This window comes from Acidobacteriota bacterium (genome assembly GCA_012517875.1).
GTDB lineage: Bacteria > Acidobacteriota > JAAYUB01 > JAAYUB01 > JAAYUB01 > JAAYUB01.
The window spans coordinates 16,884-42,994 of sequence record JAAYUB010000175.1 but is presented as its reverse complement, the minus strand read 5'-3'; the positions used below and the strand labels follow the sequence as shown (position 1 = coordinate 42,994).

At 58.3% G+C, this 26,111-nt stretch carries 23 protein-coding genes; 9 read left to right on the top strand and 14 right to left on the bottom strand.

The features are described from left to right. Positions 1-2 precede the first annotated feature (2 nt). The 6 genes from GX414_16490 to GX414_16465 all read right to left on the bottom strand — a co-directional run bounded on the left by GX414_16490 (position 3) and on the right by GX414_16465 (position 4,051). A complete protein-coding gene (locus GX414_16490) occupies positions 3-560 on the bottom strand; it encodes an isoprenylcysteine carboxylmethyltransferase family protein (protein NLI48702.1) in 558 nt (185 codons plus the stop codon). Further along, positions 550-1,596, bottom strand: a complete 1,047-nt coding sequence (locus GX414_16485) for a glycosyltransferase family 9 protein (protein ID NLI48701.1) — start codon at positions 1,594-1,596, stop codon at positions 550-552. Before GX414_16485 ends, GX414_16490 begins: the two co-directional genes overlap by 11 nt. Beyond that, positions 1,593-2,096 carry an adenylyltransferase/cytidyltransferase family protein gene (locus GX414_16480; protein NLI48700.1) on the bottom strand — a complete coding sequence of 168 codons (504 nt, stop codon included), beginning with the start codon at positions 2,094-2,096 and terminating at the stop codon, positions 1,593-1,595. The genes GX414_16485 and GX414_16480 overlap by 4 nt, the downstream gene beginning before the upstream one ends. Beyond that, positions 2,093-3,124 carry a carbohydrate kinase gene (locus tag GX414_16475; GenBank protein NLI48699.1) on the bottom strand — a complete coding sequence of 344 codons (1,032 nt, stop codon included), beginning with the start codon at positions 3,122-3,124 and terminating at the stop codon, positions 2,093-2,095. The genes GX414_16480 and GX414_16475 overlap by 4 nt, the downstream gene beginning before the upstream one ends. Further along, positions 3,121-3,693, bottom strand: coding sequence for an HAD family hydrolase (locus GX414_16470; protein ID NLI48698.1), 573 nt, complete (start codon positions 3,691-3,693; stop codon positions 3,121-3,123). The genes GX414_16475 and GX414_16470 overlap by 4 nt, the downstream gene beginning before the upstream one ends. A 106-nt stretch (positions 3,694-3,799) precedes the next feature. Continuing rightward, positions 3,800-4,051 (bottom strand): sigma-70 family RNA polymerase sigma factor, encoded by a 252-nt coding sequence (locus tag GX414_16465; GenBank protein ID NLI48697.1) that lies wholly within the window; start codon positions 4,049-4,051, stop codon positions 3,800-3,802. A 230-nt stretch (positions 4,052-4,281) separates the two neighbouring features. Between GX414_16465 and mgtE the strand changes: the two genes are divergently transcribed. The 6 genes from mgtE (at position 4,282) to GX414_16435 (ending at position 13,655) form a co-directional block, all read left to right on the top strand. After that, the gene (gene mgtE / locus GX414_16460) at positions 4,282-5,661 is read left to right on the top strand and encodes a magnesium transporter (GenBank protein NLI48696.1); all 1,380 of its coding nucleotides are present in this window, start codon (positions 4,282-4,284) and stop codon (positions 5,659-5,661) included. Positions 5,662-5,664: 3 nt separating this feature from the next. Beyond that, positions 5,665-6,489 carry a DNA repair protein RecO gene (gene recO / locus GX414_16455; GenBank protein ID NLI48695.1) on the top strand — a complete coding sequence of 275 codons (825 nt, stop codon included), beginning with the start codon at positions 5,665-5,667 and terminating at the stop codon, positions 6,487-6,489. 145 nt (positions 6,490-6,634) lie between these two features. Continuing rightward, positions 6,635-7,666 (top strand): 3-deoxy-7-phosphoheptulonate synthase, encoded by a 1,032-nt coding sequence (gene aroF, locus GX414_16450; protein NLI48694.1) that lies wholly within the window; start codon positions 6,635-6,637, stop codon positions 7,664-7,666. Between the two features lie 58 nt (positions 7,667-7,724). Next, the gene (locus tag GX414_16445) at positions 7,725-10,013 is read left to right on the top strand and encodes a FecR domain-containing protein (GenBank protein NLI48693.1); all 2,289 of its coding nucleotides are present in this window, start codon (positions 7,725-7,727) and stop codon (positions 10,011-10,013) included. A gap of 245 nt (positions 10,014-10,258) precedes the next feature. Then, positions 10,259-12,601: a YjgP/YjgQ family permease gene (locus GX414_16440; GenBank protein ID NLI48692.1), complete on the top strand. Its 2,343-nt coding sequence runs from the start codon at positions 10,259-10,261 to the stop codon at positions 12,599-12,601. A gap of 58 nt (positions 12,602-12,659) precedes the next feature. Continuing rightward, positions 12,660-13,655 (top strand): flippase-like domain-containing protein, encoded by a 996-nt coding sequence (locus tag GX414_16435; protein ID NLI48691.1) that lies wholly within the window; start codon positions 12,660-12,662, stop codon positions 13,653-13,655. A 114-nt stretch (positions 13,656-13,769) separates the two neighbouring features. Here GX414_16435 and pssA read toward each other — a convergent pair whose 3' ends face one another. The 4 genes from pssA to GX414_16415 are packed head-to-tail and all read right to left on the bottom strand — an operon-like array spanning position 13,770 to position 16,559. Continuing rightward, positions 13,770-14,564: a CDP-diacylglycerol--serine O-phosphatidyltransferase gene (gene pssA / locus GX414_16430; protein NLI48690.1), complete on the bottom strand. Its 795-nt coding sequence runs from the start codon at positions 14,562-14,564 to the stop codon at positions 13,770-13,772. After that, the gene (locus tag GX414_16425) at positions 14,551-15,177 is read right to left on the bottom strand and encodes a phosphatidylserine decarboxylase family protein (protein NLI48689.1); all 627 of its coding nucleotides are present in this window, start codon (positions 15,175-15,177) and stop codon (positions 14,551-14,553) included. Before GX414_16425 ends, pssA begins: the two co-directional genes overlap by 14 nt. 15 nt (positions 15,178-15,192) lie before the next feature. After that, positions 15,193-15,423, bottom strand: coding sequence for a DUF465 domain-containing protein (locus GX414_16420; GenBank protein ID NLI48688.1), 231 nt, complete (start codon positions 15,421-15,423; stop codon positions 15,193-15,195). Positions 15,424-15,449: 26 nt separating this feature from the next. Then, positions 15,450-16,559, bottom strand: a complete 1,110-nt coding sequence (locus GX414_16415; GenBank protein NLI48687.1) for a VWA domain-containing protein — start codon at positions 16,557-16,559, stop codon at positions 15,450-15,452. 78 nt (positions 16,560-16,637) lie between these two features. Between GX414_16415 and GX414_16410 the strand changes: the two genes are divergently transcribed. Further along, positions 16,638-18,074, top strand: coding sequence for a DUF3365 domain-containing protein (locus tag GX414_16410; protein NLI48686.1), 1,437 nt, complete (start codon positions 16,638-16,640; stop codon positions 18,072-18,074). 49 nt (positions 18,075-18,123) lie between these two features. On the opposite strand, the gene GX414_16405 is transcribed toward GX414_16410, so the two are convergent. Next, positions 18,124-19,509, bottom strand: a complete 1,386-nt coding sequence (locus tag GX414_16405; GenBank protein NLI48685.1) for a sugar transferase — start codon at positions 19,507-19,509, stop codon at positions 18,124-18,126. 120 nt (positions 19,510-19,629) lie between these two features. Next, the gene (locus GX414_16400) at positions 19,630-20,685 is read right to left on the bottom strand and encodes a PrsW family intramembrane metalloprotease (protein ID NLI48684.1); all 1,056 of its coding nucleotides are present in this window, start codon (positions 20,683-20,685) and stop codon (positions 19,630-19,632) included. A 124-nt stretch (positions 20,686-20,809) separates the two neighbouring features. On the opposite strand from GX414_16400, the gene GX414_16395 reads away from it, so the two are divergent. Next, entirely contained in the window at positions 20,810-21,634 is an 825-nt protein-coding gene (locus GX414_16395) for a carbon-nitrogen family hydrolase (protein NLI48683.1), read from the top strand. Positions 21,635-21,643: 9 nt separating this feature from the next. Here GX414_16395 and glnA read toward each other — a convergent pair whose 3' ends face one another. After that, complete coding sequence (glnA, locus tag GX414_16390; GenBank protein NLI48682.1) at positions 21,644-23,020, bottom strand: type I glutamate--ammonia ligase; 1,377 nt, start codon at positions 23,018-23,020, stop codon at positions 21,644-21,646. A gap of 256 nt (positions 23,021-23,276) precedes the next feature. Between glnA and GX414_16385 the strand changes: the two genes are divergently transcribed. Continuing rightward, positions 23,277-24,710, top strand: a complete 1,434-nt coding sequence (locus tag GX414_16385) for a hypothetical protein (GenBank protein NLI48681.1) — start codon at positions 23,277-23,279, stop codon at positions 24,708-24,710. Positions 24,711-24,712: 2 nt separating this feature from the next. On the opposite strand, the gene GX414_16380 is transcribed toward GX414_16385, so the two are convergent. Beyond that, positions 24,713-26,059, bottom strand: a complete 1,347-nt coding sequence (locus GX414_16380) for a TolC family protein (GenBank protein NLI48680.1) — start codon at positions 26,057-26,059, stop codon at positions 24,713-24,715. Between the last annotated feature and the right edge of the window lie 52 nt (positions 26,060-26,111).

Below are 26,111 nucleotides of genomic sequence, written 5' to 3'. Positions count from 1 at the left end.
GTTCAGATCATAAGAACGGGGAAGAGGATTTTCAAGACCAGAATGAACTCGACGAGAATAACGCCGATCGTCGCCTGATACTCGCGGTTGCGGCGGTACTGAGCGACGCTGAACCGCTGGCCGGTGAGGCTCATGCGGACGGAGAAGGCGGGGAGGAACAGCGGTACCCGCCGGCGGTACTCCTCGAACGGCTGGCCGTAAGCAGCGGCGATCTCCCGTTCTTCCTGATGCATGACCGGCCAGTAAATGAGGAAGAACAGGATGCCGAACACGAGCCCCAGCGGCCACCAGCCGCTCTGCAGGGCGAATCCGAGTCCCATCAGAAAGGATCCGAAATAGAGCGGATTCCGGGTGCGGGCGTATGGTCCGGATGTGGCCAGGGCCCGGCCTTTGCGGATATGCCCGGCGGCCCAGCCGCGTATCGCCAGACCGGCCAGGATGAGCGGTGCGCCGGTGGCCAGCCACAACCAGGTCGGACGGCTCAGCAGGAAGAACAACGCGGCGCAGATAAAACCGATCGGAACCCGCAGTTTCTGCAGCAATCGACTCTTATTGCTCACCGGCGGCCTCCGCGCTCTGCAGCCGCCGGGCGACGGCTGAGAACACTTCGTCGACGGTGAAATCCATGCAGCGGTGCATCGCCTCGTCACACCGCCGCTTGTAGCTGTTGGAGCAGGGCAGGGTGCGGTGCAACGTGATGTCGTCCCGATGAAACGGGCCGTTCCGGATGGGGTCCGTGGGTCCAAACAGGGCGACGACCGGCGCACCGCTGGCCGAGGCGATGTGCATCGGGCCGGTGTCGCCGCTCAGGAAACAGTCGGTGTGCCTCGCCAGGGCGGCCAACTCGGTCAGAGTCAACCGGAGCGGCCGAATCCGGCTGTCCTCGCGGCGCATGCGCTCAACCAGGTGTTCCTCGTGGGGACCGTACGTGACGACGACTTCACGAGCCAGGCGCTCCCGCACCAGCCGACCCACCTGAGCGTAGTGTTCGGCGGGCCACTGCTTCGTGGGCCAGCCGGCGCCCGGGTTGATCATGATGAAGGGCCGTCCATCCATCGCGGAACGTTCCTTTGCCGCACGGGCGTCAGCGGATGCCGGCAGTCGGAACGGAAACATCCGGGGAACAGGCAGGGTGACCCCGAGTGAGGCCACCAACCGGGCGCAGCGGTCGATCACGTGTCCCGAACCGGCGCCCACCTGTTCATCGTAAAAACGGGCGGCGGACGGTTCGCGCAACGATTCTCTGCTCCAGCCGATCCGGTGGCCCGTCCGGGCCAGGCGGACGACTGCCGCGGATTTGAGCAGACCTTGGAAATCGATGACCACGTCGTAGCGGGTGTCGCGGATGTCTCGAAAGCACCGCCAGGGGCTCTTGGTGCCCGCCAGATGGCGGCCGTGACGCCAGCCGTGCGTATGGAGCCGAATGACACGACTCACCGGTGACAGGCACTCGACCATCGCCGCACTGCGTTGCTCCACACACCAGGTGATCTGGCATTCGGGCACGAGCGCCTTGAGTGCGGTCACGGCCGGGACAGCGTGAATGGTGTCACCGATGGCGCCGAGCTTGACGACGAGAACATTCTGTAGACTCACGCGTCGTCTCCTCCGGCGGCCGGCGGGCTCATCGCACGGATTCGCGCGAGCAGATCCCGAGTGGAGTGATCCTTGGGATCGCCGGCGATGCGAATCTGTCCGCCGTACCCCAGCACCACCTCTCGTTCGGGCACTGTTTCCTCCGTGTAGTCCGTGCCCTTGGCTTGAATGTGCGGCCGCAGGGTGAGCAGAAGGCGGCGGACATCGGGCTCGGCGAAGATGACGACGTAGTCCACCGCCGCCAGGGCGGCGACGATCTCGGCGCGGTCCATCTCGGACATCACCGGCTGTCCAGGCCCCTTGAGGTCACGGATGCTGGTGTCGCTGTTGAGCGCCACCACCAGCAGGTCGCCCAGCGCACGGGCGGCTTCCAGGTACCGCACATGGCCGACGTGGAGCAGGTCGAAACAGCCGTTGGCCATGACAATCGTCCGACCGTCCTGCCGCGCTGCAGTCAGGATGGGGACCAGCTCCGACGCTGATTTGAGCTTGGGATTCATGAACCGGGCAATCTCCGGGCGCTGAAGTCGGAACGGATGGCGCTCAGCAGCTCCTTGTCCGAGACCGTCGCCGTGCCCCGTTTCATGACCACCAGGCCGCCGGCGTAGTTCGACATTCGGGCGGCCACCTCGAACGAAGCGCCGCAGGCGAGCGCCAGCGTGTAAACCGAGATGACCGTGTCACCGGCGCCGGTGACATCCGCCACCTCGTCGGAACCGAAGACCGAGATGTGAACGGGTTTCTCGTCACGCCGGTACAGGGACATGCCCAAGCGACCGCGTGTGATCAGCAGGGCGTCCAGATCCTGCTCCGCAAGAATCCGGTTGGCGACGAAGTCCATCTTGCTCAGATCCTCGCCGATGCTCATCTGGTATGCTTGCTCGACTTCCGAGATGTTGGGCGTCAGGCTGGTGACATGATGATAGTGCCGCAGGGCAAAACGACTGTCCACGACCAGCGGCAACTCCATCTGCCGGCAGTGCTGGGAGAGCTCGTTGATCAGGCGGTTTTCTACGCTTCCATAACCGTAATCGGAAACAACGACCGCATCCACTTTGGGGAGGAAGCTGAGCGCCTTGGCCAAGAGTTCGTCTCGGGAGCAGACCGGGCGACCATGGAGATCCTCCCGGTCGATACGCAGCATCTGTTGCATGGACGAATGAAATGCGCCGGCCAGCACGCGGGTTTTCACCGGAGTGCAGTAGCCGTCACCGCGGAAGATGCCGGATACGTCCACACCCATGTTTCGGAAAAAATTGAACAGCCAGTCGCCCGCCTCGTCGTTGCCCAGCATGCCCACGGGGTAGACGTGGCTGGAGAGCGACAGCAGGTTGTTGACGGCGTTGGCGCCGCCGCCCGGAATGTTGATGGTCTCGCGATATTTCAAGATCAGCACGGGCGCTTCACGTGAAATCCGGGAAATTTCCCCGAAGAGGAACTGGTCCAGCACAAGGTCACCGATGTGCAGGATGGTTGCGCCCCTGAATTTCTCGATGACCTGAGTGTAATCTTTCAGCGTGGGTTTCATGTTGCCTCCGTACCGAGAATCCAGTCGACAGCCGCCGTCAAGTCGGCGACGACGGCATCGGGGCCGTCAGGCATCGAGTGATCCAACGGGGCGACCGTAGGCTCCGGCTGCAACCAGAGCGAGCGGCATCCGGCTCGCCGGCCCGCCTGGATATCGCTGAGCTTGTCGCCTATCATGAACGAGCGTGTCAGATCGATGCCGTGTTCTCGCGCCGCCTGCAACAGCATGCCCGGCTCCGGCTTGCGGCAGGAACAGGACTGGCGGTATTTGGGCAGGCCTCCATCCGGCAGGTGGGGGCAATGATAGATGGCGGTGATCCGGATGCCATGGTTCCCAAGCAGGTCATGCAGGCGGTTGTGGATTCGGGCCAGTGTGTCCTCGGACAAATATCCCCGGGCGATTCCCGATTGGTTGGTGGCGATGATGAGCAGATACTCCGCCGCTTGAAGCCGCCGCAGTGCATCCGCCACACCGGGTAACAATTCCAGCCGATCGGGATCACTGAGGTAGACAAGATCCCGACAGATGGTCCCGTCCCGATCAAAAAAAACAGCTCGCCGCATGTCCACGATTGTCCTCGAAGTGGCCAAGTTTACCAAAAAAGGCACTTACGGGCAACTCGCCAATCTGCGAAATGTAAGGATTGGATATGGCAGTGGCGGCGGCCGGCGGCGCTCAGCTCTCGGAGGTGATTTCGCGCCGGGTGGGATGCATCTGGCACAGCAACCATTGGGAAGATCGGTGCAGCGATCGCTCGATCTCCCAAACCGGCATCCGGAGCTGTGTGGATATTTCTTCTGCGCTGAGGTTCTTGTAATGCTTCAGAATGAAAATGTTCCGGTCATTCTCGGGCAGCGCCTGGATGGCCCGAACAATCATTCGGGAAACAACATCCTTGATCTTCATATTTTTATCGCTGCCGACCATGCTTCACTCCGGTTGAACTCCTTGGCGGGATTATACGAAACTAAGATGACTGATTTCGCTTCCAGGATCAAATGTTTTTCATCTTCCTGGAATATTACGTTGCGGAACCGCGTTTGGTTCGATCGTCAGCGGCGTGATGAACCGATTCGGATGCGACAGGTGCCACGAATTGCTTGCCGCATTCGGCCGAGGTCGTTACAATGTGGAGCATCCGGGCGCGAGAATCGATCATGACACAGACCCGAAAGATGATCGTGCTGCTGGACTCGGTGAAAAAACTGATCCGGCGCGACGATTACAAGCATGTGGCCAATATCCTCCGCAAAGTTCACGCGGCTGATATCGCCTATGTGCTCGCGCATCTGATGGAGGCGGAACGCCTCCGGCTGGTGCAGGTCCTGGCGGACACCGACCTGGCCCTGGCAGCCGAGTCAATCAGCGAACTGCACACCAAACCAGGTGGGCAGTTGTTGGCAATCCTGCCCGTCGAATTGGCCGCTAAGATCCTCCAACAGATGGATTCGGATGATGCAGCCCTTTTCGTCGCCGACCTCCCGGACGACAAGGGCCGTGAGATCCTCGCCCTGATGGCCGCTGAGGAATCTTCGTCGGTCCGCGGTCTGCTGCGTTATGAAGCCGAGACCGCCGGCCGGATCATGAACGCGGATGTTTTCTGCCTGAACCAGCAGGTCACGGTGGGTGAAGCCATTCAAAAACTCCGAGAGAGACGGGAAGCCGTATCCTGTTTCTATATCTACGTGGTCAATGACGCCGGCCAACTGCTCGGGGTGCTATCCCTGAAGCAGCTGCTGTTCCATCCGCCCGAGGTAACGCTCCGACAGATCATGCGGACCAACGTGATCAGCGTGCACACCGAGACCGATCAGGAAGAAGTAGCCCGCCAGGTGGCCAACTACAATCTGCTGGCCATTCCGGTGGTTGATGATGAAAACAGGCTGGTCGGCATTGTCACCGTGGACGATGTGATCGACATCATCCGCGAAGAGGCTACAGAGGATATTTTTTACATGGCGGGCGTCGAAACCGACGACCACGCCTACACTTCGGCACGACTGTCCATTCGCAAACGCGTCCCCTGGCTGGCCATTTATCTCGGTATCGGGTTGTTCACGGCCTGGGTAATCTCCCTGTTCCGGGGCGCCCTCGACCAGTACGTCATCCTGGCCCTGTTCATGCCGATGATCGGAGGCATGGGAGGGAATGCCGGCACGCAGACGATGACGGTCGCAGTGCGCGGCATGGCCATGGGGGAGCTCGACGCGCAGACCCGTTCCAAATTCATCCTCAAGGAACTCCGGGTCGGTGTGGTCAGTGGTTTTCTGCTGGGCATCATCGCCGGGTTGATTGCCTCCGGACTCGAGTTCGTGTGGACCGGTCATTACAAGATCGGCATCATCATGTTTCTGGCCATGTGGCTCAACATTTCTCTGGCGGCGGTGTGGGGAAGCCTGATCCCGCAGATATTCAAATGGATGAAGATTGACCCGGCGCTGGCGTCGGGCATTTTCGTAGCCACCCTGAACGACATCATCGGCTTCTCCATTTTTCTGGGGATGGGCACGCTCATGTTGAACACCTTCGGACTCTGATCCATGCAATCCCTCGAGGACGACGCGCTCGTTCTGCGGATTTACCCGTTTGCGGAAGCGGATGCAATCGTGGTCCTACTGACCCGCCACCATGGCAAGGTGCGCCTCATGGCCAAGGGATTGAAAAAAATCCGCAGCCGTCATCTGGGGATCGTCTCTCCGTTCAATCTCATCACCGTCCAGTTCAAGCCGGGGCAGGGGGATCGACTCGGCATCCTGTCCGGAGCCACGTTGCAATTCGGGGTCGACATCGCTCGTGGATCTCTTCATGATTATTACTTTCTGTCGTTGATAACCGAAGTCGGGATGGTCCTCGAGATTGATCCGATGACCGGCGAACGGGTGTTCCGTCTCCTAGACGCCATGGTGCGGTGCGTCGGCCGTCACGGCTTTCGTGAAATTCTGCTCTGGTATTTTCTATTCTTGATCGCCCGGCTGGAAGGAGAGCTGGCGGATCCGTCCGCATGTGAAGTCTGTGGCCGCCCGTTCAACGCGAACAGGGTGGCGCTCGGTTTGAATCCAATCACCCTGGCATTTCATTGCCGGACTTGTACGACTTCGGCGTCACCGGGCGGAATGGGTGGTGATTATCGGGAAGCGCAGCGAACTTTCCAGAGATTTCTGGGCACGGCTCCGGACCGGTTGCCGACGGCACAACCGGTTCCGGAGGAGTATGAAGCAATCACCCGTCTGCTGATGGCCCGGATCGAACAGCTCAGTGGTCGGGCAATCCGAAGCCTGACACCGCTGCTGACTGTGCTGATGCAGCAACCTGAAGCGAAAAAAAGAATTCCTCAGTTTCTAACAGAAGATGTGGAAAACTCATAGGAAATTTGGCTAAAGCGATAGTTATCCTCTTTATTATCTATTGTTTTAACGAATTGCTAACACTTTATGCAAGGTCTGATATCCGTTGTCAACCCGTCGGCGATACCCTATAATTGAGCCCGCTCGCGAACAGGATGAGAGCTGAATGATTGCCGTATTGAAACAAAAGATCCGGCCCCAGCAACTGGAAGTTTTTTTAAACGAACTGACCGCTACCGGGGCGATAGTCTACCCGGTGCAGTGGGGCGAGCAGTCACTGGTGGTGACTTCGCCGCTTTCCTCCGCGGCCGTCGGCGTTCTCGACCGATCACCTCTGGTGGAATCGACCATTGATACCGGTTCGGTGTTCCAGTTGACCAGCCGCTGCTTCCAGAGAAAGAACACCGTCATTCACGTTGGTGATGCGCGGATCGGCGATGGTTCGGTGGCGATCATCGCGGGCCCCTGCGCGGTCGAGTCCAGAGAACAGGTCGCGGCCATCGCCGAATTGCTGCACGGGCAGGGGATCCGGCTGTTTCGTGGCGGACTGTTCAAACCGCGGACTTCACCCTATTCGTTTCAGGGTTTGGGATTCGCCGGTCTGGACATCCTTCGGGAGCTGAAGGCGCGACACCGATTTGTCATCGTGACCGAAGCTCTTAGCGAGCGCTGCCTGAAGGAGTTGATCGGCACCGCCGACATCATCCAAATCGGTTCGCGCAACATGCAGAACTTCTCTCTGCTGAAGGAGGCCGGCGGTGCCGGCATTCCGGTACTGCTGAAACGCGGCCTAGCCGCCACAATGGACGAATTCCTGCTGGCCGCCGAATACCTGATGGCTCATGGCAACTCCCGGGTGATCTTATGCGAACGGGGCATCCGAACCTCTTGTTGCCACACCCGCAACACACTGGACCTGAGCGCCATCCCCTATCTGAAAGAACAGAGCCACCTGCCTGTGATCGTGGATCCCAGCCACGGCACCGGACGGTCCGAGCTGGTTCTGCCGATGGCTCGGGCGGCTGTGGCAGCCGGAGCAGACGGACTGCTCATCGAAGTGCACCCCTCGCCGGCTGACGCATTGTCGGATGGCCACCAGTCGCTGACGCCCGACCTGTTCCGCCGACTGGTGGAAGAGGTCGATCGTGTGGCTGTTGCGGTGGGCACCCGACTGACAAGAAATTCACCGCCTTTTTGAACTTCGGCCCCCCTCCACGTATCCATATTATCGGAAACTTTTTTAGAGGTGGTGCAAAATGGCAAAGAGAAAATTTCACATCGCGGTCCTGCTGGTGATGCTGGTTTCTTTTTGCCTGGCTGGCGACTCGTTCGACTACATCCCCCGTATCAGCTATGTTGATGGCGACGTGAGCCTTCAGGAGAGGGGCAGTACCGGGTGGACCACCGTGGACGTCAATCTGCCGATCCAGATCGGTGATCGGCTGGTGTTGGACCAGAACGGACTGATCGAGATCGAGATCGATGACGGGTCGTTCTTGCGGGTGAACCAGTTCAGCGAGTTCATGTTCCAGAACCTTGAGAAAGACCGGATCGTCATCGAGTTGGTGCGGGGTGAGGTGATTGCCCGGACCACGGATGCGGCGGATTATGTTTTTCTGACTGCAGCCGGTGATGTTGTGTTGCGGTCGGAGGGATTGTACCGAATCAATGCCCGGGACGACCGTTCCGTGGAACTGATCGTCCGGTCCGGCAAGGCGCGTTTCATCAATGACAAGATCGAAAAGAAGCTCGGGCGCAACGAGCGAATCGTTGTGTATGGCCTCTCCGATCAGTTCGTCATGGGTGGGGGCAACCGTTTCGATGACTTCGACAATTGGAGCGATCGGCGGGACAGCCGATATGCGTCGGCCAGCGAAACCTATCGCTACATCCCGCGCACGGTGTATGCGGGGGCGGCCGATCTGGACCTGTATGGCCGCTGGGTGTTCGTGGCCGATTACGGGCACTGCTGGATCCCGACCGTCTACTACTCCGGCTGGGCACCCTATCGGGCCGGTTACTGGCGGTATTCCCCCGTTTGGGGATATACCTGGATCTCGTACGATCCGTGGGGCTGGCTGCCGTACCATTACGGATCGTGGGCCTTCACCGGACCGTTCGGCTGGGTGTGGGTTCCTGGCTCATCGTGGGGCTGCTCCTGGTGGGCTCCCGGCCGCGTTCATTGGGGCTTCTGGAACGGCTATGTGGGGTGGGTGCCTTGCGGCCCCGGCGATTACTACTATGGGTACTGGCGCCACGGCCACGACCACAACGTTTACGTCAACAATGTCGTCGTCAACAACTATTACGGTTCCGAAAACACCCGGCACAACGGAGCCGTCACCTATGTCAGTGAGGAGGATTTCCGACGGGGCCGCCCGGTGGGCGATGGCGTCTACAACCGCAATGCGGTGGGGCGCAGCGTGCAGCGACAGGAGGCCGGCAGCAGCTTCCGTCCCGATGAGACCATCAGCCGCGAACTCTTCCGCCGAGATCGCGTCGTCGCCGGTCCGCCCAAGGTGGACCCGGTGCGTTCCGCAGATGCCAGCTACTCCCGCAGCCGCGCTGGTGGCGACGTTGATGCCGGCACCCGCATATCACGCGACGCCGGATCCTCGACATTGCCTGCCAGCCGGAGCCGGGAGGCGATTGCCGGTGAAACCGGTTCCGGTTCATCCGTGGGTCGCTCGACGGTATACGGGACGGATTCAGGTAGCATCAACCGTGGCCGGCCCGATATCAGCCGGAACAGCGTTCAGGACAGTTCTCGTTCGCGGCAGGCCGACGACAGCAGCAGTGGATCCAGCTATCGCCGCAGCGGATCAACGGACTCTGCCGGTTCCTCAGGCTCTTCGGGATCGATTCGTGGCACCACCACCGGTCGGGGTAGTTCCAGTATTGACCGAAGTTCCTCCGGCAGCCGGTCCGGCACCTCCAGTTCCAGTGGATCCACTTCGCGTTCAATCGATCGCTCCAGCTTGAGCGGGTCTTCCAGCCGTTCGTCGTCGCCGCCGCCGGCGGCACCGACACGCTCCACACCGACTCGTGAGAAGAAGACTCCATCCCCAAGTGATTCCTACTCACGTGTGTTTTCGACTGCCGGCTCCGATGTGCGATCAGCTTATGCATCCTCCGGTTCCAGTGTGCCGACCGGCTCCAACAACTCATTCAACAGATCCACCACTTCTTCAGATAACTCCCCTGCTTATGGGAGCATGATGAACCGGGGCAGGGGATTCACCAGCTCCTCGATTGGATCAAATCTTAGGTCGACACCCTCCGCGGCCAACAACGCACCCGCTGTCACGCGATCGGCTTCGGGCGTTTTCAGCTCCTCATCTTCCAGAATCAGCAGTGGCAGCAGCTTTTCCAGGTCGAGCGCGCCCTCGGTTTCCGCACCTTCGCGGAACAGCATCAGTTCGAGCTCGATCCCATCGCGATCGATGAGTGCCGCCAGCAGCGCCGCTGCCCGATCGTCGAACACGAACGCCTCAAGCGGTCCCCGTTCCACGATCAGCAGTTCTTCAAGCGGACGGCGGCGTTAAAGCCCTGGAAAACAGGACTAGAATCTTGTGGATGAAAATCCCCGCTGCATGCGGGGATTATTTTTCGCCATCACAGCAGTCGCAGCGGAACGTTCATTCAGTCTGCCACGGGCAACAGACCAGGATCAATTGAATAGTTTACATAATATATCTTATCGGACTCTTTGTGGGCACTCGCGGTAGGCGTTGGAAGCCATATTCTTTTCTGGTACAATGGGATGACTTGAGCGTTTGGTGTCGCCGCCATGAAAATCATCGCCAAACTAATATACAAGGAACTCCTCCCCACCACATTAATCGCCGCTGTTGTCATGACGTTCATGGCATTCACGAAGGAGTTTCAACGATTCGCCGAGCTGTTGATCACTTCGGGTTCATCCTTGTCCGCTTTTTTCACCGTGATCATCACAATCTGCGCCAATGTTCTCTATGTGATTCTGCCAATCTCAATTCTAGTGGGCATTGTTTCCGGATTCAGCCGCCTTTCGACTGACAATGAGATTATCGCCCTTAAATCAGGCGGCGTTTCGATGCGTCATTTATTGTCGCCCGTTTTGCTGATCGCCATCACCGGAACCGGTATCACCTTCTTTCTGGCGAATATCGGTGCTCCAACCCTCAACGCACATTTGCGGAATATCCAGTACGAAGTTGCCATTTCCCAGATTACAACAGAGATCCTGCCCAGAACCTTCAATGAAAAATTCAAGAATTTTGTGTTCTACGTGGAAGACACAGACCGAGCCACAAACACCTGGAAAGGCATATTTTTGGCCGACCAACGTGATGTCAGCGCACAACGCATCTATCTTGCGCGCACGGGACGCGTGTTCTTCCAGCGGCAAGCCAGATACCTGCAGCTACACCTAGAAAATGGTGTAATATATTCATTTAAAAAGGATAAGCCCGTTGCTGACTCCCTGACGTATTTCGGCTCGATGGACATACCGTTAAGCGAACTCAACGTCACACCGCCTGACGAGATACCAAAACGAAATATCGAAAAAAGCATGGCTGAACTCAGTGCGGAGATACACAGCGGACAATTTCCCGAAGGGAGTGATCCCCAAACAAGCATCGAGATCGAGTATTACCGAAGGTTTTCAATCCCCTTCGCGTGTCTGGTTTTTGGCCTGATTGGCCTGCTGCTCGGCATGCAGACTCGACGGAGCGGCCGGATGTACGGGTTTCTCATCTCAATTCTGGTAGTGGTTCTTTACTACCTGACATTTCTCTACTCGTGGAAGATCGGATTTTATTCCGGTTTGGTGCCCGTACGTTATGGAGTCTGGATCGCCAACGTTTTGTTCGCTGCCGTGGGCATCTCCATGCTGCTGGCGGCCAGGTTGGATCACCACCCCTTTTCGCTTCTGGCTAATCGGCCAGCCGCATCTAGGCTCATTTTTAAAATCGAAAAGTATAAACAATATTGGACAGATAAAGCTGACAAATTCAAGAAAAAAACCAAGCTGGACCAGTTAGCATCATCAGAACGACCTTTCAGATTTACTCGTGTATTGGATGTATATATACTTAGAGAATACTTGAAGATAATGATTTTAATTATCGCAAGTTTCTTGTTTTTGTTTATAATTTTCACATTATTCGAGAACTTCGACGAGATCATCACCCATCACGTGCCGTGGAAAACGGTCGTCGAGTATTTCCTCTTCATCTCACCGATGATCATCGTGCTGAGCATGCCCATCTGCCTGCTGCTGGCGCTGCTCATCAGCTTCGGCATCATGGAGAAGACATTTCAGATCACGGCATTCAAATCGTGCGGCGTCAGCCTGTACCGGATTGCCCAACCGGTGATCATTCTTGCGTTCATCCTCGCGGTGGGAATTTTCGGCCTCCAAGAATACATCATGCCGTATACCAACCAGCGCCAGGACTTGATCTATAACATGATGAAGGGGCGCACGCCTCAGACATACCGTCCGGACATCACCTGGATCATGGGCAGTGACGGTAAAATTTTTAATTACCGATACTTTGACCCCGAAGCCGACCTCTTCGCCGATCTGTCGGTCTATAATTTGAACCTGAATCAGGCGCGCCTGAACTACCGATATTTTGCACCCCGGGCGCTCTGGAGCGGACGAATCCGAAAGTGGATCCTGATAAACGGATGGGAACGCAATTTCCATCCTGATCGACCATACTTCAGAGTGTTCGATTCCCTGGCCCGGGATTTCGCGGAACAGCCATCCTATTTCAAAACAGAAGCCAAAAAATCGAACAAGATGTCGTTCGTCGAGCTTTCGCGATACATCGACAAACTGAAGCAGGGCGGTTTCAACACACTGGGCCTTGAAGTCGATCTTTACGCCAAGGTTTCCTACCCGGTGATCAATCTCATCATGCTTCTGATCGGAATCCCCTTCTCTTTCAAGATGGGTAAGCGGGGCGCTTTGTACGGAGTGGCTATCAGTATCATCATCGGCATCGCCTACTGGGCGCTGTTCAACGTGTTCACCGCAATGGGCGCCTATGGCAAACTGCCGCCACTGCTCGCGGCCTGGGCACCGAACCTGTTCTTCGGTTTTGCAGGGATTTACATGTTCCTGAGCGTGCGCACATGACAGCTCCCGCCGCCACTGAGGCCACTCCATGAAACGGACCCTGCTCCTGGCTGGCAAGGTGCTTATCACCGCCTTCCTGATTCTGTACTTGGTCTTGAGCAAGGACATCGATCTCAAGCGGTCCTGGCAGTACGTCCAGCAGTCCGATTGGCTGCTCCTGGCACTGGCGTTCGTGTTGCTGATGAGCGGCCAATTCATATGCACGATCCGCTGGCGGCTCATTCTGCTACACCTCGGGATCCGGCTCGGCCTAAGCCGACTGGTGCAGTTTTATCTGATCGGCATGTTTTTCTCATTGTTTTTCCCCACCGTGATCGGCGGGGACGTGGTCAAGGTGTACTATGTCCGGAGAGACAGCGGCAAATCCGCTGCGTACGGGCTGGCGTCGGTTTACCTGGAACGAGCCACCGGCTTTTTTGCCCTTCTCACCTACGGGATCATTGGCGCCTGGTTGCACCCGATCACATTGACATTCAATGATTTCCGTCCGATCGGCTGGTTGGGCTTGGATCGTATGGACATCATCTGGATCCCGATCGGATTCATGATATGCTTCCTGCTAGCCAATGTCGTCATCTGCATCCAGTATGTTTATGGTCTTGCGATCCGGCTGCTGGAGCGGCTGGGGCTCGGTCAGGCGGCCGGGCGAATCATCACCCTGCGCGACGCGCTGGGCGCATTCCGCGACCGCCCCCGGTCGCTGGCGTTGCCGGTCCTGTTATCGTTAGTCAATATCGGGCTGGTGGTGATCATGAACTGGCTGGTCGCCCGAGCCCTCGGCATTCAGGTGAGCCTGATCGTGTTTTGCGCCGTTGTATCCCTGATGACCATCCTGGTCATGCTGCCCATCAGCATCAATGGCATCGGCCTGCGCGAGAACTCCTTCGTTGTGCTGCTGGCGCTTGTCGGGGTCAATCCGGAGCAGAGTTTTGCGCTGTCATGGATCAGTTTCCTGATTATCGTCCTGTCCGCCATGCCGGGCGGGATCTGCTACTCCTTGTTGAAACGTGAAATCCCGGTGCCACCCGGCGAGGATATCCTCAATAAAACCTGAACCATTCTGGGCAGGCCCAGTCAGATTCGGTCCAATCATGATCGTTGTTGCGCCGTGAGATCCCAGCCCTTTGGGTCGATGGACCGGGTGGCGTGCCGCGTCCGGACCCGGCGGTCAGTCGGGAATGCCGGGGATCTTCGAGTCGTCCTTGCCTGCAGGCAAGCCGCCGTGCTGCTGAATCTGGCGACGGATGGTGCCGAAGATACCGGACAGGAAGTAAACCAAGGCGAACGCCAGCAGCACTTCATGGGAGAAGAACCAGATGCCGGCCAGCAACAAGGCCATCAGGAGGATGTTCCGCGAGGCGATCCGCCCGCGAAAACCGAAATTCTTGAAGCTACCGTATCGGGCGGTGCTGATCATCATGATTCCCAGGATCAGCGTCAGCCCGATCAGTCCGAAGAAAAATGCATGTGATTGAAAGAACGACCAGTGGCCATACTTCTGAACGAAATGGACCAGCGCGGCGATACAGCCCGCCGCAGCCGGAATCGGGAGACCGAGAAAGTGCTTCAATTCTGGATTCTGGGTGTTGAACCGGGCGAGCCGCATCACCCCGCCAATCAGGTACGTGAAGCAGGCTATCCAGCCCCAGTAGCCGTATGCGCTGAGATGCCATTGCCACAGCACCACCGCCGGGGCGATGCCGAACGAGATGGCGTCGGCGAGCGAATCGAGCTGAACGCCGAATTTGCTGGTAGTGCCGGTCAGACGTGCGATGCGACCATCTAGTCCGTCGAGAACGATGGCGATGCCGATGCCCTTGGCTGCGTTATCGAACTCTCCGGCCAGTGCGGAAGTGATGGCGTAAAAACCAAAGAAGATGTTGGCCGTGGTCAGCGCTGACGGAAGGATATAGACACCCCGCTTGGGTGGAGGTTTGGGACGGTCGGTCTCAATCACATCCATCGGTGAACTCCGCGAGTATGGTCTGACCAGCGGTGACCTTCTGGCCAAGCCCGACTTTGATGGCAGCTGCCGCCGGCAGCCAGACATCCACCCGGGACCCGAACCGGATCAAGCCGATCCGCTCCCCTTTGATGATCGTATCACCCGTCTGTTTCCAAAACACGATGCGCCGGGCGATCAATCCGGCGACTTGGGACATCCGCACCCGGCGGGTGCCGTCCACGAGGACGACTTCGTTGTGTTCATTTTCGATGGTTGCCGCTTCACGATTCGCCGGCAGAAACTTGCCGCTGGCATAACGGTAGGCTTCGATGCGACCGCTCACCGGGGCGCGGTTCACATGGACGTTGAAGACATTCATGAAGATGGATATGAACCAGGCATATGGCGGATCGGCGTTATCGAGTCGCCGAACAGCCACGACCTTGCCGTCCGCCGGAGAGACGGCAACATCTCCAGGGGGAATTTCCCGCTCTGGGTCGCGAAAGAAATTGATGCAGAACAGGCAGGCGGCCAGACCCGGAATCCCCGTATATGGATGGATCAGCCAGGCTGGCAGGATCGCCACGACGGCAGCGGCGATGATGAATGGGAATCCGTCGCGGTTGATCATTTGAATGGTCCTCGTTCACTGCTGCAAGTTGTGCTTGCGGTACTCCGCCGCAATTTCCAGCATGCGATCCTTGAGCTGGAGTTTTTTCTTCTTCAATTCCACTTCGCGCAGTTGGTCATGGGGCGTGAGATATTTGCGTCCGGAGAGATCACGCAATGCGTCATCGTACCGTTTGTGCTCATCGGCAAGGCGCTGGAACTCCTCGTCTTGCCGAAGTAAAATTTCTTTGATTTCCTCGAACCGCATGGTGGCCTCCTGGGATGGGCTGACTGCTATTCTTTCACAAAACGGAACGATTTGCGATAGACGACGTTCGCGCCGGCTTGATCCAGAACGATCCGGATGGGATGGGTCTTGGTCCGGCTCAATCGATCAGACGGCTCAAAACTGATCAGGTACTGATTGCGGATGACCAGCGAGAGGCGTCGGCCGATTTCGTGAGGATCAGCGTCTTCCAGGTTGTCGAAGATGCAACCGCCGGTTTCTTGGCTCACTGTCCGCAGGATCTGGCCCCGTTTGAACAGGCTCTGCCCGCCCATGCCCGAACCCGAAAAATAAAGCGCGTAGACGGGCACGCCGTAGCGTTGCACGTGGTTCAATGTAATGTCGGACAGGTTCTCGTCGCCATCGGAAACCAGAATCAGCGCCTTTTTGGGCAGATCGTAACCCGCGAGCGTATTGAGCGTGTGATCCAGGGCGATCGCCGTCTTGTTGACCGGAGCCCCCGTGCGCTTGGAGTAATCCCGGATGTCCTTTTTGAAGAACGACCAGAACGATTCCCGGCTGGAGAACATGTAAGGGTGCAGGTTGGACAGGGTGGTCAGAATCTCCAAACGGTCGGAGGTTGGCTTCTGCACCTCGGCATATTGCGTGCCGTAGGTGCCGAGAAAGAATACATCCTCGAAACCGAATTGATGGATGAGGGACTGAACCACCTGCTTGTTCCAGCTGAACCGGTTCATGATCGTTCGGGAGCTGTGGTCGAATACGTATCCGATGACCATCGGCAGATCGGTGTTGTGGAGAAATTGGAACTGGATGATCTCCGCATTGCGGACATACAACCGGAAATTCTCTTTCCGCAGCCCGGTGATCATCTCGCCATCCGTGGCGGTCACCGTGACCGGAACCACCACCCGGACGGACTCCGCCTTCAACACCGGCCGGCTTCCGACCGGCTCCTGCGGGCGAATGGCGGTGCCCAACAATCCCAACAGGATCAATGCGATGTTGATGTGGCGAACGAAACGATTGGGGAGTGTTCCCGTCATGCTTACTCCAAATGAATCATACCCATGTTCAAACCCCGGATTCAAGCAGATTTTGGCTTGCGCAGAGAGCCATTTGATATATACTTCATTTTTATATAAATAACGGTTCAAACTATGACGCTTTTTCTATCTAAAAACAATCACCGGCCTCAGAGACACTTGTCTCCTTCCATAGGCCGGATGCGGCGCTTGGCGATATACGTTCTGATCATTGTCGCGCTGATCGTGGCAGTCAATTTCTTTTATAACCTGTATTCCCGCCACAAAGAAGAAGAGGCGCTGGTGTATCAGCAGGCCCGGGCGATCGCCGGCCTGGTGGAAGCCATGCAGGAATTCATGGCCCGCAACCAGGAGCTCATCAACCGGTCACCTGACGGGCACATCGAGTTCAAGGGGCTCAATCCGGAAAAATTCAGTCGTGAGGTTTCGGCGCTCTTCAACCAATCCACCGACCACCGACTCAGATTGATCAGTCTGCATCCTCGTGTCCCCTCCAACCTGCCGGACGCGATCGAGCGGCCGATCCTGGAGGAGATGGCGCGCAATCTCGGAATGCGCGAACGGTTCAGCCCTTTGGCGTCCGAACGCACCTATCTTTACGTCAAGCGACTCGATATCCGATCCAGTTGTCTGACCTGTCACGGAGGGCCAGCGGGCTCCACGGACATCACCGGATACCGTCGGGAGGGCATGGTGATCGGCGATCTGGGTGGCGCCATCAGCGTGCGGATTCCGGCCGCCGGCCTGATGGAAAGCAATCGCCAGCGCGCCTGGATGCAGCTCCTCTTTGCGCTGCTGCTCATGGGAGGAGCGGTCGTCCTCATCGTGCATCTCCTGCTTCGGATGACCCGTTTGTCCGGCGAATTGAGCGAGGCCAACTTGAACCTCGAGGTGCAGCACGCACGATCGACTCTTTTGGAGAAGCAGAAAGACGACCTCTTCCACATGCTGATCCACGATATGAAAGCCCCTTTGTCCTTCATGATCGGATCGTTACAGATGCTCCAGGAGCAGAAAGTGGGATCGCTCAATGAGGAACAGGAAGAACTCGCTGCCTTGGTCTTGCGCGGTTGTCGCCGCCTGGAGACCATCATTTCCAATCTTTTGGATATCAATCGGATGGAGGAAGGTCGGCTCGAGCTGAAAAATTCGGACGTGCCGCTCTTGCCGATGATCGAAGACCGCAGCCAGCCATGGCTCCAGTTGGCGAAACGGCAACGTAAACAGTTTGCCGTGCGGGTGAACACGAAGCATCCGGTGCTCCGGTGCGATCGACTGCTGCTCGAGCGGATCCTTGAAAACCTGATCAGCAACGCCTTTAAGCATACCCGGGATGGCGACGGCGAAATCGTGCTTGAGTTGACGGACTGGTTCGAGCCCGAGGGTGTGCAGTTCCGTCTCAGCGACAACGGCGAGGGCATTCCGCCGGAGTTCATCGATCGCATTTTTGAAAAATACTCAGTGGTGGAAGGTCAGGAGCTCGGTCAAAAATCCGACACCGGCTTGGGCCTGGCATTCTGCCATCTGGCCGTGCAAACAATGGGCGGGCATATCCGGGCGGAGAGCTCACCGGGGCAACGCACGGTCTTCACGTTCTTCCTGCCGCTAAAGCCGCCGGTGACGTGATGAACCCGACAATCGTATGCCGCAACCGAATGGCTCAAATTGGGATGTTCTAGCGGGCCCCGCGGCAAAATAGGACGGTGGGAAACGTCAACAGAATGATCTTCAGGTCCAGCCAGAGGCTCCAGTTGTCGATATACTGAAGGTCCAGTTTCATCCATTCATCGAAATCGATCTCATTGCGCCCGGAGATCTGCCAGAGACAGGTCAGACCGGGTTTGACCGACAACCGCCGCCTCTGCCAGCGGTTGTATTCCCGAACTTCATCGGGTAGCGGCGCGCGCGGTCCCACCAGGCTCAATTCCCCCTTCAACACGTTTAAGAATTGCGGGATCTCGTCGATGCTGGTCTTGCGAAGGATTCGCCCAAGCGGTGTGATGCGCGGATCGTTGCGCATTTTGAAAACCGGTCCGTTCATCTCATTCAGATGCCGGATTTCCCAGAGAACGTCCTCCGCACCGTCGATCATGGATCGGAACTTGTACAGCACAAACTTGCGCCCGTATAAACCGCACCGAATTTGCCTATAAATCACGGGGCCGCGGCTGGTGAGCTTGATGAGAATCGGTACCGCGAGGAACAATGGGGCGCAGATGATGAGGCCCACGATGGCGCCGATGAAATCAAGGCACCGCTTTGCCATCAGGGCGGGGATCTGATGGGGAACAGGCGAGAAGGTCAAGAAAGCCTGATCCTCAATGAAATCCAGGGAAGGCTGCGAGATGGCGTGGGGGAAAAAATCCAGTGGCAGGCGAGTGGGGATGCCCTGCTCTTCGCACTGCATCGAGATACGCTCGAACAGTTTCAGGTCTTCATTCCCGGAACCGATGAACACGACCTCATCGATGACCCGGCTCTCTATGACCGTCTGGAACTCTTCGGGCCGTCCCAACACGGTGACCGGGTGCGGATTGCCGGGAGGCACCAAATCGGTTAGGTAGCCTTCGATCAAGTAGCCGAACTCCGCGTAATGTTCGATCTTTTTGCCGATCTCAAAAATGCGGGGCGTGTTGCCCACGACCACCACATGGCGCTGGCCGTTCCGGTTGCCTCTCAGACTGAGGAAGACGAGGAAGCCTGCCCGCGCCAACAGCATGAGGCCATACAGCACGAACAGATAACTCAATATCAGCGTGCGGCTGACTTCCAGCTTGAACAGAAACGAGGCGAAACCCAGAATGAATGCGATCAGCGCAACCGGCTCCAGGAGAAACAGAACCTGCCGGCCCAGGTTGCGCCATTTGTACACAGGCCGCAACCGGGTGCTCGATAGCGAAAAGACGATGATCACCGGGATGCCGACCACGAAGAACCATGAATAATACGGGAGCGACTCCAGAACGGGATTCACCACATCATGGAGCAGAGTGTCCATCATCGAGTACAGGGACATGCGCAGCTGGTACCCAAGCGGCAAGGCGGTGATCACCGCCAGCACGTCAAATACGAGCAGCACATCGGCTCGAAATTGTTCCCGTTTTTGAATCATGCCGGCGCGCCCCGCCCCATCCCGACCATCAGGTCCAGATGGTAATGATACAAAAGATACGACAAAAACTCAAAAATTATCACCATTTAGACACAACCGGCGCAAGCCATCCCGGAGCCCGTCGATCTCGTGCTCCAGTGCGCCAATCCCGAAGGTTTCTTGCCGGCAGCGCTGCTCCCGTTTTTTAAAAGCCAGTCGCGTGCTGATGGTCAGCAGTTCCCGGGTGATACTGGCGTGTCTCCGTCCCCTGCCCCACGGGCGGTGAGCGGCGATGATTTGCCGCAGCAGCGGAGGGGACAGAACGCCGATTGTCGCTTCCTCTGCCAGCTCCTGGCGGATGATCCGCGCCTCCTCGTGCAACGAATGCTGCATCAAGATGAACAGCCCGAGGAACACGGCAGGAAAGATAACGAGCAGCACCTGAAACTGGCTCATGGACCGAGCGCCGGCAACGAGGGTGATCATCGTATTCCAAGATACGTGCCCCAGCACCGCGACCGCCAGTCCCAGCCCAAGCATGGGACCGGCTGCGGTCCGTGAGAATTTGATCCGGCCGATGAAATAGCCGGCCAGTCCGGTGGTGAAAGCGTGGACGGTTGCAGAAAACACTGTCCGCAACAGCATGGTCCACACCCAGTGCTGGTACCCGCCAGCCAGGAAAGAGCCTACGAAATAAATCATGTTTTCGGTCATCCCGAATCCGAAGCCTATCGCCGAGCCGTAAACAATCCCGTCGGTGGCATTGTTGAAATTGGTATGGCGTCGGAGGCGATACAACGGCAGGGCCTTGGCCGTCTCTTCGATCACCGGTACGAACAGGGTGACCGCCAGCAGGTCGAACAGATCAGGCAGGACCGTCGGCACCAGCAGATGCTCCACCAGCGCAGATACCGCCAGACTGATACCGGCCGCGGGTACGGCCCCGTACAGCAGAGACAGCGCCACCAGGCGGAGAGGTTCCCGCTCGTGACGGTCCAGCCACCAGACGATCAGGGTGTAGACCGTCATCGGCACCAGCGCACCAATTGCAGACAAGGAGACAATCCAGAGAGGGTTCATGGTTGAGTCCGGCAGGCATTCTAAACAATAAGCCCACAGTCCGCAACGGGATTCGGTGAACTTCATGACGGCGGATTCCAGTTGGAAATTTACCGGATCACAGATGACTGTTTGTCTCGGTCTCCGGTTCCGGCTACAATGAACTGAGCAGATGCGACCCCGATGACCGGTAGGATCCGGAGGTGGCGGCTTGAGAGTGACCCTCATTCAGCATGATGTTTCATCCGATTGGGACCGCCATATCCAGAATCTGACTGCCGCCGTCGATGAAGCGGCCCCCTATCACGATTTGGTATGCCTGCCCGAACTGTTTCATGCCAACTACTCGGATTTTCCCGGAGCCGCCATGACCATCGGTTCCACCCGGGCCAAGGAACTGGCCCGATTGTCCAAAGCGCACCCCCACGCACTCCTGATCGGCTCCGTCGCCCTGCGATCCGGCGACTCGTGCGCCAACTCGCTGGTCCTCATGCACGATGGGCAGATGATCCCCTTCTACCAGAAGATCCATCTGTTCCCACCGATGGGAGAGCCCGTGCTCTTTTCGGCCGGTCAAAAATTGTCGGTCGTGGACCTGATCGTCAGCGGTGTGAAATGGCGGATCGGCTTCGCTTTGTGCTACGACCTGCGATTTCCGGAGCTGTTCCGTATCCAGGCAGCCCTGGGTTGCCAGTTGGTGGTCGTACCCGCGCAGTGGCCGTCCAGTCGATCGAAGGCCTGGCGTACCCTTCTAGAGGCACGGGCGCTGGAAAACCAGATCATCGTTGCCGGGTGTAACCGTTGTGGCAAGGATTTGAAGGAATCCTTCGGGGGGTATTCGCGCGTCGTCAGCCCAGCCGGCGACGTGCTGGCGTCCGCCACTCAGGCGGCGAGCCTGGTGTCGGTCACCCTGGATCGTCAAATGGTGGAAGAATCCCGTGCGTTCAACCATTCCCAGCGACACTGCCGGAGTGAACTCTACCGTCTGCGGTGGCTGGGCGAGATCGAATCCCGCGAGATCAAACTGGAGCGATGACCCCTCCGCTTAAATGTCGAAATAGAGCTTGTACTCGAACGGGTTCGGCATCGTGGCAATCTCCATGATCTCGTCCCGCTTGAGCTGGATCCAGCGTTGCAGCAGATCCTGGGGAAACACGTCGCCGCGGAGCAGGAACTCGTGATCCTGTTCCAGCGCTTCCATGGCGTCGTCCAAGTTGCGCGGGAGGAAACGAACCTTGTCTTTCATCGCTTCACTGAAGATGTTCGTGTCGAACGGTCCGTATCCTTCCTGGCGCGGATCAATGCGGTTGACGATTCCGTCGATGCCGGCCATCAGCATGGCGCTCAGTGCGAAGTAAGGATTGGCGGTGGCGTCGGGCGGCCGATACTCCAAGCGGACCATTTGAGGATCGGCCACATACGACGGGATCCGAACCGCGCTGGAGCGGTTGGCCTTGCCATAGGTGATGGCCACGGGTGCTTCAAAACCGGGCACCAGCCGCTTGTATGAGTTCGTGCTGGGATTGGTCAGGGCGCACAGGGCCCGAGCGTGCCGAAGCAGGCCGCCGATGTAAAACAGACCTGTCTCGCTCATATTGGCATAGCGGTCCTTCTCATAGAAGACATTCTGCCCCTGTTTGGTCAGGAACTGGTGAACATGCCACCCGCTGCCGGCCTGACGAAACATGGGTTTGGGCATGAACGTCACCCGCAGATTGTGTTGGTGGGCCAGGTTGAACAGGACGTATTTGGTCATGATCGCCTGGTCGGCGCTTCGGAGCAGGCTGTCGAACATCATCTCGATCTCTTGCTGTCCCCGCTCGCCCACTTCGTGGTGGTGGTACTTGACGTTGATGCCCAGCTGCATCAGCATGCGGCTGGCCAGATCGCGAAAATCATCATAGATATCCTGCGGATTGCAGGCGTGGTACGCGTTGTGGTGGAATTCTTCACCCGGGTAAATGTGGTAGAACGAGGCGCTAACCCGGGTGTCATACTCCACCTTCGAGAAGATGTAGAATTCATATTCCGGTCCCCAATACGAACAGTCAGCCACACCGCACTCAATGAGCATGTGCTCCGCTTTTTCGGCAATCCACCGGGGATCCTGCGGAAATCGGGAGCGCTGAGAATCGGTCAGGTGAATTCGGGAGAAAAAACTCAGTGTGGGGATTTCACGGAACGGATCGATGAAAGCGGTATCAAGGTCCGGGATCTGGACCATGTCACTGGATTCGACTTTGGAATACCCGAAACTGGAGCCGTCAAAGCCGATTCCTTCCTTGAGCATGTTTGGGGTGAAGTGTTTCACCGGCAGCGTCACGTGATGCGGACGGCCCCGCAGGTCCATGGACTTCAGATCGATCATCTCCACACGCTGTTCCTTGATCAGATTCAGGATGGATTCAAAAGTGCGACCCATGATGCCTCACCTCTCGCCATATTTTTCTGCCGCGATCACCACCACAGGTTACGAATCCGCCTGCAACCTGTTCGGTTGAGATACACCGATACAGTGGAAGATGATTGTAATTTTAAAGTAATTTTTTATCAAGCCCATCTGTCCGCTCCAAGTCAGCTGGCGCCGACGCGGCGACTGATCTTTCTGAAACCCGTTCCGGCCCCGAACGAATAATGCAGCAGAGACCAAGGAAGCCTGACGATGATCGGGGTTTGCCATGAAATCATCTGAATTCCGAGCTGTCCTGGCAATCACCGCCGGACTGCTGGTCGCGCTCCCAGCGGGAGCCCGCGCCGCCGATCGCCCTCCCCTGGCTGCGGGTCAAGTCATCGAATCCGTGGCCTGCATTCAGGCACCTGACCAGACCTACTCGATCTACCTCCCTTCAGCGTATACTCCCGCTCGAACCTGGCCGGTCATCTACGCCTTCGATCCGGGCGCCCGGGGCGCCCTGCCGGTGCAGCGGTTGCAGGTGGCTGCCGAGCGGTTCGGCTATATCGTCATCGGTTCCAATGTATCGCGGAATTTCGAGCCGAAACTGTCGGTGGAAGCGGCCGACGCCATGTGGGCGGACAGCCATGTCCGCTTGTCCATCGACAACCGAAGGGTTTACACTCTGGGCTTTTCGGGCGGGGCCAGGCTGGCTGCGGGATTGGCGGTCGTCTCGATGGATTTTGCCGGCGTGATCGCCTGTGGCGCCGCCTTCGATTCCAAGCATCCGCCCCGCGACCGCCGGCCCGCTCTATTTGCGGGGATTGTCGGACTGGAAGACATGAATTATCCGGAGATGCGTGACGCCGAGGACCGCCTGCGTGAAGCGCAGGTGACGCATCGATTGTTTTTCTTCGATGGGGGACATGAGTGGCCCCCGGCCGATGTGTTCCTCGACGTCCTGACCTGGCTGCAACTTCGGGCCATCCGTGACGGGTTTGAACCGCCGGATCCGGCTTTCCTGGAGGCTGAATTTCAGCGTCGGTCCGAATCAGCCACACGGGCCCGGATTTCCGGAAGCCTCCTCGAAGTTGGACGAATCTATGAGGGGCTCCTGGAGGATTTCGAAGGGCTGATTGACGTCGGCGCCATCACCGCTCAACTGAATCGTCTCCGCGGCGAGTCCGCCTACCGTCAATCCAAGAAGCGGGACCGGCGCTTGCGCACCAAAGAAGATGAGTGGTTGCGCAAGCTGGACCGGCAATTCGTGAAGATTCGGAACACGCCCATGGAGAGCTGTGCGATTGACGGCGCTGTGAAAGACTGGAGCCGGCAGATCGAAGGCTTGCGCAAACGGCGGGACACCAGTCGGGATGCCGATGAGCGGAGGCTGTATCTTCGGCTGCATGAATTCGTCTGGCGCCGAGCCTACGAGGAAGCCATCCTGCATTCTCGACACCATGAGTACATCCGGACCGCGCTCCTGCTGGAAATCGCCCGCTGCGGCATGCCGGACGAGCCCGCCTTGCTGTTCTCTCTGGGGAAAACCTATGCCCGTTTGGCGGACGAGGATCGAGCGATCCGATTTCTGGCCGCGGCGGTGACGCATGGATTCCGCGATGCGTCAGCGCTGAGCGATCCGGTGTTCACCGGTCTGAAGCGCCGCCCGGAGTTCCAGGCCCTGCGGCAGCAGCTTTCAAGCAATCCGGTCACACCCTGAGGTCAGGGCATCGCATCGGGGGGAATGACGGTGGTCGCAGTGACGCGACGAAATTCCGAGTGGGCGGCCTGGTATTCCCACCTCGTTCGCGCCTGGGCGGCTTCCGCCCTGGCGAGTGCGGTCTGCGCGTCGATCAGATCTGTGATGGTGCTCGCGCCCACGGTGTACCGCTCCCGGGCCAAGCGCAGGCTTTCCCCCGCATGGCGAGTTTGTATATCCGACGTGAGCACGGCAGCATGGGCCTTCTGCAGAATGGAGTAGGCCGTCCATACTTCCCGGCGGACAGACAGTTCCTGGCTGGCGGCCTGGGCTTCTGCCCGGCTGGCCTCGGCTTTGGCTTTCCCCAGCCGGTGCTCGTTGGCAAAGCCGGTGAATAGCGGAAGTCGAATGCTGAGCCCGAACACCCATTCCTGGTCGGAAGGCGCGAACTCATCGTCGTGCCATCCGAACTGCCCGTCCCCGGTTACCCGGGGGCCGTAGGCGCTTTTCGCCTGGGTCACCCCGGCCCGGGCGGCTACGATTCGAGCGCCAGCCGAACGGATCTCCGGCCGGCGCGCAACCGCCTGAGCCATCGCATCGGCCAGCCGGATCTCCACCGGATCGCGGCTGGGATCTGTGGTGGGCACCGGTTCAAGCTGCTGCTCCACCGGCCGGCCCATGAGGGAGTTCAGATTCCCTTGAACAATCCGTCGGCTGTTCTCGACCTCGATGATCGAAAGGTCGGCGTTGGACACCTCCACTTCCGCCCGAAGCACATCGAGAAGCGGAACGCTGCCCGAGGCCTTGCGCTCCTGGGCCAGCCGCAGATGCTCGCCGGCCCGATCCCGGCTTTTCCGGGCGGCGTCGAGTTCCGCCTGGACACCGAGCAACTGGAAAAACGCCTGTTCCACCTGGGCGATTAGGTTGCGGAGCGTCTGCTCGTCGTCGGCCGTCGCGGACGTCTCGAGCGCCCGGGCGGCTTGCAGGCCCGCCCGCCGGGCCCCGCTGTCGAACACCACGTACTGGGCGTAGACGCTCATGAACCAGTCATCGGTGGGGCCGATCACGTCCACCGGGATGTACGATTGCAGGTCGGCGGGCAGAAAGGCGTGACGCTGCCAACGGCTGAAACCGGTGCCGAAGTCCGCAGTTGGATAATACGGCGCCCTGGCCTCCCCGACCCCGTGCCGGGCGGACTCAACCGCCGATCGGCTGGCCGCCCGAAGAGGATTCTGGGCGATCGCCAGCCGGACGCAGTCAGCCAGCGTGAGCCGGTCAGACTCCGGCACCGTCTCGCCGCAAATCCAGCCAACGGGTGCAAGCACTCCGATCAGGCAACCCACAACAAGCAGCGTGCGGAAACGATCCATCGCATCCTCCTCATCTGTCGCCGACAAACTGGCAGTCCTGGCCCACACGGTT